At 71.0% G+C, this 13,852-nt stretch carries 16 protein-coding genes; 2 read left to right on the top strand and 14 right to left on the bottom strand.

Annotated elements, in window-relative coordinates:
- The 4 genes from ABYE80_RS08620 to ABYE80_RS08605 form a co-directional block, all read right to left on the bottom strand.
- Nucleotides 1–753: PLP-dependent cysteine synthase family protein (locus ABYE80_RS08620; RefSeq protein ID WP_372789865.1), on the bottom strand; the 753-nt coding region annotated here is incomplete at its 3' end.
- A gap of 77 nt (nucleotides 754–830) precedes the next feature.
- The gene (locus tag ABYE80_RS08615) at nucleotides 831–1,106 is read right to left on the bottom strand and encodes a ubiquitin-like small modifier protein 1 (protein ID WP_372789864.1); all 276 of its coding nucleotides are present in this window, start codon (nucleotides 1,104–1,106) and stop codon (nucleotides 831–833) included.
- A gap of 73 nt (nucleotides 1,107–1,179) precedes the next feature.
- Nucleotides 1,180–2,361, bottom strand: a complete 1,182-nt coding sequence (gene moeB, locus ABYE80_RS08610) for a molybdopterin-synthase adenylyltransferase MoeB (protein ID WP_372789863.1) — start codon at nucleotides 2,359–2,361, stop codon at nucleotides 1,180–1,182.
- A 95-nt stretch (nucleotides 2,362–2,456) separates the two neighbouring features.
- The gene (locus tag ABYE80_RS08605) at nucleotides 2,457–3,077 is read right to left on the bottom strand and encodes an SCO family protein (protein WP_372789862.1); all 621 of its coding nucleotides are present in this window, start codon (nucleotides 3,075–3,077) and stop codon (nucleotides 2,457–2,459) included.
- A 67-nt stretch (nucleotides 3,078–3,144) separates the two neighbouring features.
- Here ABYE80_RS08605 and ABYE80_RS08600 point away from each other — a divergent pair, with 67 nt between their 5' ends.
- Nucleotides 3,145–3,387, top strand: a complete 243-nt coding sequence (locus ABYE80_RS08600) for a hypothetical protein (RefSeq protein ID WP_372789861.1) — start codon at nucleotides 3,145–3,147, stop codon at nucleotides 3,385–3,387.
- Here the strand turns inward: ABYE80_RS08600 and ABYE80_RS08595 are convergent.
- The 4 genes from ABYE80_RS08595 to ABYE80_RS08580 all read right to left on the bottom strand — a co-directional run bounded on the left by ABYE80_RS08595 (nucleotide 3,371) and on the right by ABYE80_RS08580 (nucleotide 6,741).
- Nucleotides 3,371–3,556, bottom strand: a complete 186-nt coding sequence (locus ABYE80_RS08595) for a hypothetical protein (RefSeq protein ID WP_372789860.1) — start codon at nucleotides 3,554–3,556, stop codon at nucleotides 3,371–3,373. The two genes, ABYE80_RS08600 and ABYE80_RS08595, sit on opposite strands and share 17 nt — an antisense overlap.
- Nucleotides 3,553–4,980 (bottom strand): fenitrothion hydrolase, encoded by a 1,428-nt coding sequence (locus ABYE80_RS08590; protein ID WP_372789859.1) that lies wholly within the window; start codon nucleotides 4,978–4,980, stop codon nucleotides 3,553–3,555. Before ABYE80_RS08590 ends, ABYE80_RS08595 begins: the two co-directional genes overlap by 4 nt.
- A gap of 75 nt (nucleotides 4,981–5,055) precedes the next feature.
- Nucleotides 5,056–5,766: a hypothetical protein gene (locus tag ABYE80_RS08585; protein ID WP_372789858.1), complete on the bottom strand. Its 711-nt coding sequence runs from the start codon at nucleotides 5,764–5,766 to the stop codon at nucleotides 5,056–5,058.
- A gap of 228 nt (nucleotides 5,767–5,994) precedes the next feature.
- Nucleotides 5,995–6,741: a hypothetical protein gene (locus ABYE80_RS08580; protein WP_372789857.1), complete on the bottom strand. Its 747-nt coding sequence runs from the start codon at nucleotides 6,739–6,741 to the stop codon at nucleotides 5,995–5,997.
- Between the two features lie 160 nt (nucleotides 6,742–6,901).
- Between ABYE80_RS08580 and ABYE80_RS08575 the strand changes: the two genes are divergently transcribed.
- Entirely contained in the window at nucleotides 6,902–7,654 is a 753-nt protein-coding gene (locus ABYE80_RS08575; protein ID WP_372789856.1) for a DipZ protein, read from the top strand.
- Nucleotides 7,655–7,667: 13 nt separating this feature from the next.
- Here the strand turns inward: ABYE80_RS08575 and ABYE80_RS08570 are convergent, their stop codons facing one another.
- From ABYE80_RS08570 to ABYE80_RS08545, 6 genes are all read right to left on the bottom strand, one after another.
- Nucleotides 7,668–8,768, bottom strand: a complete 1,101-nt coding sequence (locus ABYE80_RS08570; RefSeq protein ID WP_372789855.1) for a metallophosphoesterase — start codon at nucleotides 8,766–8,768, stop codon at nucleotides 7,668–7,670.
- Between the two features lie 77 nt (nucleotides 8,769–8,845).
- Nucleotides 8,846–9,559: a TrmH family RNA methyltransferase gene (locus ABYE80_RS08565; protein WP_372789854.1), complete on the bottom strand. Its 714-nt coding sequence runs from the start codon at nucleotides 9,557–9,559 to the stop codon at nucleotides 8,846–8,848.
- A 35-nt stretch (nucleotides 9,560–9,594) separates the two neighbouring features.
- Entirely contained in the window at nucleotides 9,595–10,650 is a 1,056-nt protein-coding gene (locus tag ABYE80_RS08560; RefSeq protein WP_372789853.1) for a diguanylate cyclase domain-containing protein, read from the bottom strand.
- A gap of 114 nt (nucleotides 10,651–10,764) precedes the next feature.
- Nucleotides 10,765–11,733 (bottom strand): 4-hydroxy-3-methylbut-2-enyl diphosphate reductase, encoded by a 969-nt coding sequence (locus ABYE80_RS08555; RefSeq protein WP_372789852.1) that lies wholly within the window; start codon nucleotides 11,731–11,733, stop codon nucleotides 10,765–10,767.
- 32 nt (nucleotides 11,734–11,765) lie between these two features.
- Nucleotides 11,766–12,755 (bottom strand): M28 family metallopeptidase, encoded by a 990-nt coding sequence (locus ABYE80_RS08550; RefSeq protein ID WP_372789851.1) that lies wholly within the window; start codon nucleotides 12,753–12,755, stop codon nucleotides 11,766–11,768.
- A gap of 2 nt (nucleotides 12,756–12,757) precedes the next feature.
- The coding region (locus tag ABYE80_RS08545) for an acyl-CoA dehydrogenase family protein (protein ID WP_372789850.1) at nucleotides 12,758–13,852 on the bottom strand (1,095 nt) is incomplete at its 5' end.

Here is a 13,852-nt window from a genome sequence, read left to right as displayed (position 1 = left end):
GCGGTTCGTGACGAAGATCTTGCGGTCCAGCAGCGAGATGTCGATGATCTCGGGGATGAAGCCGTCGTCCAGCGACCGCAGGCCCTGGACCGGCTCGCCCTGCATCGGCTCCGCGGCGACGATCTTCACGCGGTCCCCGAGTTCCTCCTTGAAGCGGCGGGCGTTGCCCATGAGCGTCCCGCCCGTGCCAAGGCCGGCGACGAACGCGTCGACGTTGCCGTCGAGCTCCTCGAGGATCTCGAGCGCCGTGCCGTTGTAGTGGGCCAGCGGGTTGGCCGGGTTCCCGTACTGGTAGGGCATGTAGTACGAGGCGTCCTTGGAGGCCATCTCGACGGCCAGCGCCACCGCGCCGTTGGAGCCCTGGTCACCCGGGCTGTACACGATCTCTGCGCCGTACATCTGCAGCAGCTGCGTGCGCTCCGGCGTGACGTTGTCCGGCATGACGACCTTCAGCTTGTAGCCCTTGCGCCGGCAGATCATCGCCAGCGCGATCCCCGTGTTCCCGGAGGTCGGCTCCAGGATCGTCTGCCCGGGAGCGATCGCGCCCTTGGCCTCGGCGTCCTCGATCAGCGACTTGGCGACGCGGTCCTTGACCGATCCGGTCGGGTTGGCCGACTCGAGCTTGGCCCAGATGCGAACGCCCGGCTTCGGCGAGAGACGCTTCAGCTCGACCAGCGGTGTGTTCCCGATCGCCTCGACGATGTCGCCGTAGCGACCGCCGCAGGGACGGGTCTCCAAGGGCGGAAGTCCCATACTTCACGAAGTGTAGCGAGGTCCGGAAGCGGGCCGAGACGGTCGAGGGACCGTCCCGCGGACCGGACGAGCGCGTCCTACTGCCCGCCTGCCATCGCGGGCAGGATGACCAGGGTGTCCCCCTCGCCGACCGCGGTCTGGAGACCGTCGAGGACGCGCACGTCCTCGTCGTTGAGGTAGACGTTGACGTACCGGTTCAGGTCACCGTCGGCGCCGAAGATCTGCGCCTTGGTGTCCGGGTGCGCCTCGGTCAGGGCGGTGAGCACGGCGCCGACGTCGCCGCCGTCGGCGGAGACCTCACGCTCGCCTCCGACGGAGGGGCGCAGGACAGGGGGGATGCGAATGGTGGCCATGGGTTCCTGGGGCAAGATTGCGGGGACGGGATCGACCCGCCCCCGTTGACCGGGGCGGGTCGTGCGGGAAAACCTAACCCGCGGCGGCGCAGAACGCCTCGTAGTCGGGGAACAGACCCATCTCGTCGTCCGAGATCGCGTCCGGCTCGCGGGAGCAGATCGGGCACTCGGGGTCACGACGGACCTTGAGCTCGGTGGTCGACGCATCCAGCGCGTCGTACATCAGCAGACGACCGATCAGCGGATCGCCGACGCCGAGGATGAGCTTGACGACCTCGGTGGCCTGGAGCAGCCCCATGGTGCCGGGGAGAACCCCGAGCACGCCGTTGGCGCCACAGCTCGGCGCGAGCTCGGCCGGCGGCGGCTGGCGGAAGAGGCAGCGGTAGCACGGCCCGTCGTAGGGGGCGAACACGCTCAACTGCCCTTCGAAGCCGAGGATGGCGGCGCTGACCACGGGGATCCGCAGACGCACGGTCGCGTCGTTGAGGAGGTACCTCGTCGGGAAGTTGTCGACGCCGTCGACGACGATGTCGTACCCCTCGATGATCTCCATGATGTTGGAGGCGTCGAGCCGCGTCTGGTACTTCACGACGTTGACGTCGGGGTTGAGCGCGTGGATGGCCTGCTCGGCGGAGTCGACCTTCGCCACGCCGACCGTGTCGGTGCGGTGGATGACCTGACGCTGCAGGTTCGAGACGTCGACGGTGTCGTCGTCGACGATCCCCAGGGTGCCCACGCCGGCGGCCGCCAGGTACAGCGCGGTCGGCGAGCCGAGCCCCCCGGCGCCCAGCAGGAGCACCTTGGCGTTCAGCAGCTTCTGCTGTCCGTCCTCGCCGACCTCGGGGAGCAGGAAGTGCCGCGAGTAGCGCTGACGCTGGTCCCCGGACCACTGGAACGGCACCTCGACCTCGTAGCCGCGGTCCTTCCAGAGGGTGTAGCCACCGGTCATCGACTCGACGTTCTCGTAGCCGAGGTCGTCGATGAGCGTCTTGGCGGCCAGCGCGGAGCGGTTGCCCGCCGCGCAGTAGAGGATCACGCGCTGCGACCGATCGGGGGACACCGACTCGATGCGCGACTCCAGATATCCACGCGGGACGTGGGCGGCCCCCGGCAGCTTGCCGGCGCTCACCTCGTCGGTCTCGCGGACGTCGACGATGGTCACGCCCTCATGGAGGAGCTCGTTGACCTCGGAGGGGTCGACCTCGCGGATCTGGCTCTTGACCTGCTTGATGAACTCGGCGCCCGAGGGGGTCATCTTCTAAATCACCTGAATCACTGTCGGGTATTCGACTTCAGAAAGTATAGCGAGGTGCGTCGGCGACCGTACGGGCCGCTCGCGCGCCGCGTTCGTCACGGTCGCGCGGCCTGCTCAGCCTCGAGACGGGCGATGTCGTGCGCCAGGTCCTCCGGGGTCAGCTTCTCCACCGGGAACGCCACGCGCTGGCGGCCGCGGGGATCGATGAGCACCACCCGCGCGCTGTGATCGAAGGCGTCCTTCTGCGGGGCGATCCCGTAGGCCTTCCAGATCGGGGCCAGCGTGCTGCGGTCCCCCAGCAGGAACCGCATCCGTCCCCCGGTCAACCGCTGCTTGAGCAGGAACCGCCGAGCCTGCGCCGGCGTGTCGTTCGCGGGGTCGACCGAGATGGCCAGCGCGGGGACGTCGTGCCCGAGGTCGTCGAGGGCACCGCGGATCTGCTGGGCGGCGACCGGGCAGGTGTCCTCGCACGAGGTGTAGAGGAACGTCAGGACGATGACGTTCCCGCGCAGCGACGCCAACGACGCCACCCGGCCGTCCTGGTCACGCAACCGGAAGTCCATCGGAGGCACGTCCGGGCTCTGCGCGCCGCGGAACCCAGGGGCGGAGTCCGTCGCGGCGTCCGTACCGCCGGAGGCGAGCACGACCGCCACGATCCCGGAGAACGCGCACGCCACCACGGTCGCGAGCACGAGTTGCAGGCGCGAGAAGGCCACGCCCACAGAGTACGACCTGCACCCCACCAGTGAACCTCTGGCCGTTCCCGCGCGTTAGGAGAGGTGCATGCGCCGGACCACCGCCATCGACCACCTGCTGGACGATCTCCACGACACCTGCGAGATCGTCGTTCGTCGGTGGACCCCCGGGTGCGAGCTGCGCGACGCGTGGCGGGCCGCGCACGAGGACGCGGTGGCCGCCTACCGGGCGTGGTCGGCGTCCCCGGGCTCACGGACCGCCTACGCGGTCTACCTCGCGGCGGAGGACCGCGCCGACGCCGCGCTCCACGCGCTCATCGAGGCGCGCTGAGGTCGTCCTCGAAGGCGTCGTCGGCGAACACGTCGTCGTCAGCGGCGGGATCGTCGTAGCGGCTGTCACGCCGACGCGCGATCGCCAGCGCGGCGACGAGGATCACGACCGGCACCAGGTACAGCAGCGACACGAGCCAGTGGCCCGCGTGTGCGAGCGGGACGATCATGTCGCCTGCGCGGAGAGGAGCCAGAGACCCAGGCTGGTGAAGCCGACCATGACCGCCAGCATCCAGTACTGCGACCGGGTCGCGTCGCGCGCCTTGCGGTACAGGACCAGGGCCCGCTCGTGCGCGAGCACCAGGCCCGCGACGTGCCCCACGACGAGCGCCCCGACCTGCACGTACCAGACGCCGTTGGGTCCCACCACGTCGTAGTCGATGGTCGCGTCGGCCGTCCCGAGCAGGTCGGACCCGTCCCCGAGCGGGTCGGACGCCAGGAAGCCGATGGCCTGCCCCTGGTAGACCAGCAGGGAGAAGTAGTGCGCCACGACGTAGGCGAGCGCGATCGGGATCAGCGTGTGCGCGAACCGCCGGCCCAGAGCCGTGCTGTCCGCCCCGCCTCCGATGGTGCGCATCCCCGCGATCCCCAGCCGGTACAGGCCGGCGACGAGCAGGACGACCCCGAGCATGCCGATCGTGAACGCGACCTCGAGCGCCTGGCTCTGCGAGAACCCGAGGTCGACGAAGAACCGCTGCAGGTCCGGCGCGAGGTTCGACCACGTCTCGCCGCCGGAGAAGCCGTCGAAGCTCGTCGTGCCGATCATGACCGCCAGCAGGGCCACGGTTCCGGGCCCGGCGACGACCTCGGTGGCCCCGACCAGGGGTCGGCGCAGGGAGAGCCGGCGATCCTGCCAGTGCGCGGGCGACAGCGATGCGAAGAGGCCGAAGTACACGGCGAACGGGTCGGCGTTGCGGGTCCACGGCTCGATGCCGTAGATGCTCATGCCGATGATCTGCGTCGCCGCGTAGACGAGGGCGAGCACCGCCAGGGTGGACGGGTCTCCCCCGCTCGAGGACACGAGCTCCACCCATGCGAAGACCAGGATCCCGGCGGCCGCGGGCCAGCGTCCCAGCCTCGACGGGTAGTCCATCGGCTCGGGCAGTGCGCCGCCGCCGGCCCGGCCCGCCACCCAGGCCACCGCGCGGGCGACCGCCCGCCACGGGTTCAGGGCGCGGAAGACGTCACCGAACAGCAGGCTGAGGAACGGGAGCCCGACCCAGAACAGGACGTAGACGAGGGTCGGCGCGATGTTGGCCGCCTCGGTCTGCGTCCCGGCTAGCCCGGCGTAGACGACGAGGACGAAGAGCGCGACGCCCACCACCCCGCACGCCACCTCCGCGGCCACGGGCACGCGGACGACGGGCCGCTCGCGGCGCGTCGAGCGCTCGAGCCGCGGCTGCGGCCAGAGCACCGCGAGCGCGACGAAGCTGACCACGAGGACGACCGCGGCTCCCCACGCGAACAGCCAGCGCGGGATCGGCAGGTCCTGCTTGCCGACGATCCCGTGGGCGAAGGCCGGATCCGCGGCGCCGGCGGTGAGGAGGACGAACGCGAGCGCCAGCGCGAACGCGGTCGGAACGGGGCGGCGCATGTACAGCACCGTACAAAAAAGCGGGCGGCGGGCCATGATGGCCCGCCGCCCGCCGGAGGGAACCTCCGCGTCGGCCTACTTGCAGGCGACGGTGTCGGTCGCCGACGCCTTCGTGCCGTCGGTGAACACGAAGTCGCCCTTGAACGCGAGCCGCTTCTTCGTGCAGCCCTTGATGCCGATGTAGGGCGTGTTCTTGCCCTTCTTGCCGGCGAGCTTCGTGATGCTGGTCTTGAACGAGGTCAGGGTCGCGAACACACCGGGCAGCGGCTGCTGCAGGTTGTCCGGGATCGTCACGACGAGCTTCGTGCCGTAGGCGCCCGAAGCGGACTTCAGCTTGCCGACGATGACCGAGTCGATCGCCAGCGGGCTCGACCCGGTGACGTGCAGGAGCAGCGTCTTGCCGGGGCCGTTGAACAGGGAGACCTTCAGGTTCTGGGTCTGGCCGAGAGCGTTACCGACGGCGCTGCCCGTGCCGACCTTCGAGCCCTTGACGCACTTGCCCTCGTTCGCCTGGATCGTCGCCTGCTTGCAGGTCGGGAACGCGGCGGGGTTGAACACGAGGTTCTTGTCGAAGAAGAGCGTGGCGGTCTTGGTCGCGAAGGACTCGTTCTGGACCTTCTTCACCGTCGCGATGTCGAACTTCAGGCTCGCGGCCGTGGGCTTCTTCTTCGTGCCGGCCTTGGACGGCGAGATCTTCACGTCGATCGACTGATCGACGGTGGCTGCATGGGCGATGCCGGCAACCGGGACGACGGCCATGACGGCCAGAACTGCGACCTTGCGCATTCACTGCTCCTCGTACGTCGGGGGGATGGGTGGGGTGGAGCCGCCTCCACCTGCTCCGACCGCGGCGCCATGAGGCGCCGCGGCCGGCAACGTGGGACGACGTGAGGCAGGTATCGGACATCCGTCCGCAAACCTTGAGCGGAACTTCAGACACCGAGCGCCGGCCCCGATGAGGGCCGGCGCTCGGTCACGGCAGCGACGCCGCCCGTCAGGGGCGGAGTCGTGGTGCTAGCGGCACTTGGACGTGTCGGTGGCGGTCACCTTGGTCCCGTCGGTGAAGACGAAGACGCCCTTGTACTTGAGCTTCTTCTTCGTGCAGCCACGGAGCCCGACGTACGGGACCTTGACCTTGTAGTTCTTGCTGCGCCGGTTGTTGCTCTTGCGCGCGGTCTTCTTGCTGATCGTCGTGATGAACGACGTCAGCGTCGCGTACACGCCGGGCAGCGGCTGCTGCAGGTTGTCCGGGAGCGTCACGACGAGCTTCTTGCCGTAGCTGCCGCTCGAGTTCCTGAGCTTGCCGACGATGACCGAGTCGATCGCCAGCGGGCTGGACCCGGTGACGTGCAGGTTCAGGGTGTTCTTCGGCCCGTTGAACGCGGAGACCTTCAGCTTCTGGACCTGGCCGAGTGCCTCGCCCTGCGCGGACCCGCTGCCGACCTTCGAGGCCTTCGGGCACTTGCCCTCGTTGGACTGCACCGTCGATGCCTTGCAGGTCTTGAAGTACTTGGTGTTGAAGACCAGGTTGCGGTCGAAGTAGATCGTCGCGCTCTTGGTCGCGAACTCCTCGCTGGCGATCTTCTTCTTCGTCGCGATGTCGATCTTCAGCTTCACGGCGCGGGGCTTCTTCTTCGTGCCCTTCTTGGTAGGACTGGTCGAGCCCTTGATCGTCTGATCGACGGACACGGCGCCGGCGATGCCGACCCCGATCAGTGGGACTGAGACGGCGGCAACCACCAGGGTGGCGATCTTGCGCATTGCTGCTCCTGTGGGTGAGGTGGGGAATGCGGCGCGGAGGGGGGCGCACCCGTTGCAGGCGAGGCTACTCGCCCGCAACTCTTGTCTACAAGAACCCGCGCGGGTTCACCCGGTTGCGCGGCTGAAGGCCGACCGGACAGATGTACTACCGTGGCCGGTCGTGCGCGCACCCGTGGACACCATCGCCGCCCCTCCGTTTCCCGCGAAGCTGCCGTGGATCAACGTCGCGCCGCTGCGGATGGACAAGCAGATCGGTCGCCCCGTGCTCATCGAGTTCTGGGATTTCTGCCGCCCGAACTCGCTGCGGACCCTCCCCTACGTCAAGGCCTGGCACGAGCGCTACGAGGCCGACGGCCTACGCGTGATCTCCGTGCACGCGGCCGGCTTCCCCCCGTCCCAGGACGAGCAGGCCGTGCGGGACGCGGTCGCCCGTCTGGGGATCGAGCACCCGGTCGTGCTCGACCCGAACCTCGAGATCTGGACGTGGTTCGACAACCGCGGATGGCCCTCCCGGTACCTCTTCGACCAGCGCGGCAAGCTCTTCGAGTACCACCACGGCGAGGGCGACTACCGCGGAACCGAACTGGCCATCCAGGAGCTGCTGGGCGTCGAGCGCGACCCGCTGCCGTACGTCCGCCCGGAGGACGACCCGGACGCACTCGTGGTCGTGCCCACCGCGGACGTGGAGGGCACGTTCAACGGTCCCTACGAGGCGGGCGCCGTGTGGGCGGTGCTGTCGGGCACCGGGACGGTGCGGGCAGCGGGCCGCGAGATCGTGGTCGACCACCCCGGAGCCTACGAGCTGGTCCGCCACCGCGGCCACACCGCGGCCGTGCTCGACCTCGTCGTCGGGGAAGACGTCACCTGCCACGCGACGTGCTTCGAGCCGGGGCTCGCCGCGGACCAGCCCTGAGCGCCCGGCGGTCTCAGCCGAGGTCGTCGACCAGCCGCTGCAGCCGCGGTGGCCCGGAGTCGTCGACGACGATCGCCCGCCCGCCCCAGTACGGGCTGCGGTGATCTCCCGCGGCGAAGATCGGCTCGTCCACCCAGCTCCCGCTGTTGTGCAGTCGCGTGCCGGTGCCGGGAACGCGCCACTCGTGCTCGTCGTCCTCGGGGAGCGGCCCGGCGCGGTGCGTGTGCCCGAACACCACGTGCTCGCTCTCGATCCCGAGCCGCCAGACGACCTCGCCGATCGCTCGGAGTCCGGCGCGGCGCAGCTCCTCGCCGCTGATGTCGGCCTTGAACGGTCCGAGCTGCGCGCGGTTGAGCCCGCCGACGGCGAGCGGGAAGGCCCGCGCCATCAGCACGTCGCGCAGCGACCGACGACCGTTCCGTCGACCCGCGAGCGTCTTCCAGGTGTTCGCGGACGTCGTCTGCGTCCCTGAGGACCACGCGCCCGCCGGACTCTGCGCGACGGCGTGCATCCAGGCGTAGATGGGCTGCAGCGCGGCCTCGAAGTGCTCGGCGCGGGCGGCGCCGCGGCCCTCCGGGACCGGACCGACGACGTGGCGCATCGCCCCCGTCGCGATCCGCTCGAACGTCGGCAGGGTGATCAGGCGGTCGAGGTAGTGGCCGTGCATCGCGTACACGTCCTCGCGCAGCCACACCCCCGGGAACGCCACGGAGAAGGTCGTCGCGGCCGCGGCGTCGCGGAGTGCGGCGAGCGCGGGGACCGCGTCGACCTCGGTGGCGTCCAGCCGGCGCTCCAGCCCCAGCGGCTCGTCGGGACGGTGGAGCGCGCGGTCGGCCAGCCACGGGCTCACGAGATGGTGATCGTGGTTGCCCGTGACGAGCACGAGCTCGCCCGTCGACCCCAGGGCGCCGGCGAGCCGCTCGAACACGGGGCGGGCGATCGCCAGCACGTCGCGCATCGGACCCTGCCGGAGCTCGAGCGCGTCACCGAGGATCACGAGCCGGTCGACGTCGGGGAGCGCGTCGCACAGCGCGGCCAGGGGCCCCTCGCGGCGGAGGACATCGGTCCGGCGGTGCGCGCCGAGATGCAGGTCGCTGACGACGAGGGTCCTCACGTGTCGACCCAGGCTACTGTGCGCGCCGACCGGCGGCCCGGCCTGCCGGAGCAGGACCCCGAGGCACCGCTTCGCGGTCAGCCGTCCGCGGCACGAGCTGTCCTGAGCCCGTAGAGCACCACGGCGACCGAGGTCGCGAGATTCAGGCTGCTGACCCCGTCGCGCATCGGGATCGCGAGCGACACCGCGGCACGCCGGCGGACCTCGGGTCCGAGCCCGTGACGCTCGGTGCCGAACGCGAGGACCGGTCGCGCGCCCGCCAGGGGCCCGGGGTCGTCGAGCGACCGCTCGCCCTCGGGGTCGACGGCCACGATCGGTCGGTCCCGCAGGTCCGCGGGAAGGTCCGGGAGCCCGATCACCGGCTGGGCGAACTGGAGCCCGGCCGCCCCCCGGACGCAGGCCGGGTGCCAGGGGTCCACCGGACCGGTGACCAGCACCACGGCGGCGCCGGCCGCGGCGCTGACGCGGATCGCGGCGCCGACGTTGCCGGGGTCCCGTGGGTGGTCGAGGAGCACGACCGGGCCGGCGCCCTCGAGCGCCCGGTCCACGTCCTGCTCCGGACGTCGGGCGCGACACACCACGCCGGTCGGCACCGGCCGCGTGGTCCACCGGGCGATCCCGTCGACGCCGATCTCCGTGGCGCCCTCCAGCACCGGTCGCAGATCCGGGGCCAGGTCGTCGGCCAGCGCGAGGGCGGCCGACCGATCGGCGACCGCGACCTCGTCGAGGACCGCGCCGAACCGGTGCGCGTGCTTGAGCGCGTGGAAGCCTTCGATCGCGACCCGGTCCACGGCCGCATCATCGCCGCACCGGCGCCCGCGTGCGTTCAGACGAGCACGATCGGCCCGCGACGGGTCTCCTTGGTCCGGCGCAGCGCGTCGTCGGAGCGTGCGAGGAGCTCCTCCGGCGTCCGGCCGTCGCGCGGGTAGACGGCGATGCCGATCGAGGCACGAACGGCGTCCGCGTTCTCGACGCGGATGGCCTGGAGCGCCTGCTCGATCCGCGCCGCGAGCAGCTGCGCACCCTGCTCGTCGGTCTCGGGCGCGAGCACCGCGAACTCGTCGCCGCCCTGCCGGGCGACGATGTCCTTGCCGCGCACGTTGTCGACCAGCGCCCGTCCGACCTCGCGCAGCAGACGGTCGCCCTCGAGGTGGCCGTAGCGGTCGTTGACCGCCTTGAAGCTGTCGACGTCCATCGTCAGGAGCGCGAAGCGCTCCGGGTTCCGCGACACCGTCTCGGCCAGGCGCTCATGGAGACGCCGGTAGTTGCCGACGCCGGTGAGCGGGTCCCGCCGGCTCATCATGCGGAAGGCCGCCTCGCGGCGCACGGCGTTGTTGGCGAGCACCGCGGCGAGCCCGCCGATCGCCAGGACGAACGGGGCCAGGCCGACGACGGTCTGCAGCGACGTGTCGGCGCGTCCACCCACGAACCCTGCGACCAGGATCGGGGCGGCGCCGGCCAGGGCGATGTGCGCCGCAGCGGCGGCGGGCGGCCGCACGATGGCGCCGGCGAAGGCCGCGGCGAGGACGAACGCTCCGAGCGACGCGGTCCCGGTGCCGTCGAGGGCGACCGCTGCGGCGGTCGCCTGGAGCGTCAGCGAACCGGCGAGGACGTGCTGCGCGGCGAGCCCGGCCCGTCCCCAGCGCCGTCGTCCGCAGACGACGCCGAACGTCATGCCGAGCGCGGCGATCACCAGGGCGCGGTCGCCGGTCGGAGCGTCCGCCCCACCCAGGAGCGCTGCGACGAGGGTCAGGGCCCAGAGCCCCGAGATGAGACGGCCGGCGACGCGGCCGTGGCGGTCCAGCAGCTCGTGCGGCGTCTCCACGTACGGGAGGTCGGTCAGGTGCTGCGCCGCAGGCTGGTGGCGATGCGAAATCCTCACGTCCGGTTCGTCGGCTCGAGCCCCCCGATGAGCACGCGGCCTGGACGGATGTCCTATGCGCGGCGCGCCGGCGGATGCCGACAACGCGCAGGGCCCAAACGCGACTGGCGTCGCTCAGTCTTGGGCGGCCGCGGACATCGCCACGCGGATCGGCTTGGGGAGCATGAAGCGGACGTCCTCCTGCATGACCTCGAACTCCGAGACGTCCTGCACGCCGTGGTCGCGGAAGAAGGCCACGAGCCGCTGCACGAGCTCCTCCGGCGCGCTCGCACCGGAGCTGATGCCCACCGTGCGCGGACCGTCGAGCCAGGCGGCGTCGACCTCGGACTCGTTGTCGATCAGGTGGGCCCTGGACCCGTGCTCCTCGGCCACCTGGACGAGACGGTTGGAGTTCGAGGAGTTCCGTGACCCGATCACCAGCACCAGGTCGCAGTGCTGGGCCATCTGCTTCACGGCCGCCTGGCGGTTGGTCGTCGCGTAACAGATGTCGTCCGTCCGCGGGCCCGTGATGTTCGGGAAGCGCTCGCGCAGCCGGTTGATGATCAGGCGGGTCTCGTCGACGGACAGCGTGGTCTGCGAGATGTAGGCGAGCCGGTCGGGGTCGGCGACCTCCAGGGCCTCGACGTCCGCCTCGGTCTCGACGAGGACGATGGACTCCGGCGCCTCGCCCATCGTGCCCTCGACCTCCTCGTGGCCGTCGTGGCCGATCAGGACGATCGTGTAGCCCTCGGAGGCGAACTTGACCGCTTCGCGGTGCACCTTGGTGACGAGCGGGCAGGTCGCGTCGATCGTCCGCAGCCGGCGACGCTCGGCGTCGGCGTGCACCATCGGCGACACCCCGTGCGCGCTGAACACCGTGATCGCGCCCTCCGGGATGGAGTCGTCGAGCTCGTCGACGAAGATCGCCCCGCGCTCGCGGAGCTGCTCGACCACGTGCTTGTTGTGGACGATCTCCTTGCGGACGTAGACGGGCGCTCCGTGCAGCTCGAGCGCACGTTCCACGGTCTGCACGGCCCTGTCGACGCCCGCGCAGTATCCGCGCGGCGCGGCGAGCAGCAGCTTCTCGACGGTGCTCGTTGCCATGCATGGAGTGTACGGACGCGCCCGCAGATGCCTCAGTACCGGCTCCGGTCGAGCGCCCGCAGCAGCTCGACCACCGTCTCCCCGACGGCGTCGATGGCCTTCACGGAGGTCTTGTCGGGCGTGTCCTGGACCGTGTCCCGGTAGGCGTAGGTGAAGTCGATCAGGTCGATGGCCGGGATACCCCGCTCCAGGAACGGCGTGTGGTCGTCGTAGATCGCTGCGCCGCTTCGGTCGGGGAAGACGCGAAGCACACCGGCCCGTCGCGCCGCCGAGCGCAGACGCCTCCACAGCCCGACGTCGCTTGACCCCTCACGGGGGATGCGCTGACCGATCCCGGCCACGTAGTCGAGCAGGATGAGCGCGCGTGTCGATCTCGCGTGCGCGGCGGCGTAGGCCTTCGACCCGCGCAGCCCGCGCTCGTAGAACTCCGCGTCCGGCGTGTTGGGCGGCTCCTCCTCCCCGTCGAACAGGACGAACCGCAGCTCCCGCGCCCCCGCCGGACGCCGGGTCTTGCGCATGGCCCGGGCGATCTCGATCACCGCCGCCGTCCCGGCCGCGCCGTCGTTCGCGCCGACGAACCCTGGCGGGTGCGCCTCGGAGTCGTAGTGGGCGCCGACGACGATCGCCGGACGCCGCCCGGGGAGGGTCCCGACGACGTTCTGCAGCCCGGGGTGTCCCGGAACCGCGACGAGGCGACCCGCCGGCAGCCGCTTCGCGAGCTGGGGCGCGAGGCGCCGCAGGGCGGCGGAGCCCGCGGGTCGCTGGCCGTAGGACACCTGCCAGCGCAGCAGGCGCATGGCCCGATCCGCGTCGAAGCGCCGGAGCTTCGAGGCCGGCACCGCGGGATCCGGATCGCCCGCGGTCTGCCGCGACGCGCTCACCGTGGCGTCGCTCGCCGAGGTCTGCGCCCGGGTCTGCACCGCCCCTCGGTCGTCGCCCTCCCCGTCGGGGATCAGGACCGCGAGGGCCACGAGGAGGACCGCCACGGGCACGGAGACCACGACGGCGAGGCGGCGCGACACGGTCAGTCGTTGGCCGTGACCGCGTCGAGGATCGCCGCGAACTTCTCCCGCGCCTGCGCGGTGCGCGTCGGCACGTGCTCGGACGGAACCTCGTCGGCCGGCGGCTCGTAGCCGCGGAGGATCTGGCGGGCGACCGACTGCCGGTGCACCTCGTCCGGGCCGTCGTAGAACCGGGCGCCGCGGGCCATCCGGTACATCGCCTCCAGCGGGAGGTCGGTCGAGTAGCCGAGCGAGCCGTGGATCTGGAGCGCCCTGTCGACCACGTCGTGCAGGACCTGGGCGCCGTAGAACTTGATCAGCGAGATGTCCGTCCGTGCGGCGGAGGCGCCCTGCGTGTCCATCTTCCAGGCCGCGTGCAGCGTCATCAGCCGCGCGGCCTGCATCTGCGCCGCGGAGTCGGCGATCCAGTTCTGGACCGTCTGCTTCTCCGCCAGCGTGGAGCCGAACGCGTACCGGTACGTCGCGCGCTCGCAGAGCATGTCGAAGGCGCGCGCGCTGACGCCGAGCCAGCGCATGCAGTGGTGGATGCGGCCGGGCCCGAGACGGTGCTGGGCGATGAGGAAGCCGGTGCCCTCCGCCCCCAGGAGGTTCTCCTTCGGGATCCGCACGTCCTCGTACAGGATCTCGGCGTGGCCACCCAGCTTCCCGTAGCCACCTTCGGGGTGCTCCATCGTGGCGACGTCCCGGAGGATGTTCACCCCCGGCGTGTCGGCCGGCACGATGAACATCGAGGCACGCTGGTGCGGGCGCGCGTCGGGGTCGGTGACCGCCATCACGATCAGCACGTCGGCGATCGAGGCGTTGGAGCTGAACCACTTGTGCCCGTTGATGACGTAGTGGTCGCCGTCCTTCACCGCGCGGGTCCGCAGCAGGGTGGGGTCGGCGCCCGCGCCCGGCTCGGTCATCGAGAACGCGGACTTGATGTCTCCGGCCAGCAGGGGCTCCAGCCAGCGCTCCTTCTGCTCCGGCGTGCCCGCCAGCGCGAGGATCTCGCTGTTCCCGGAGTCGGGCGCCTGACATCCGAAGGCGTTCGGCGCGAGCATCGACGAGCCGAGGATCTCGTGCAGCAGGCCGAGCTTGACCTGCCCGTAGCCCTG

Origin of the sequence: Paraconexibacter sp., from assembly GCF_041602235.1 — a bacterium.
Taxonomy (GTDB): domain Bacteria; phylum Actinomycetota; class Thermoleophilia; order Solirubrobacterales; family Solirubrobacteraceae; genus Paraconexibacter.
Note: the sequence above shows the minus strand (reverse complement) of the source record. Positions and strands in the feature narration are given on the sequence as shown.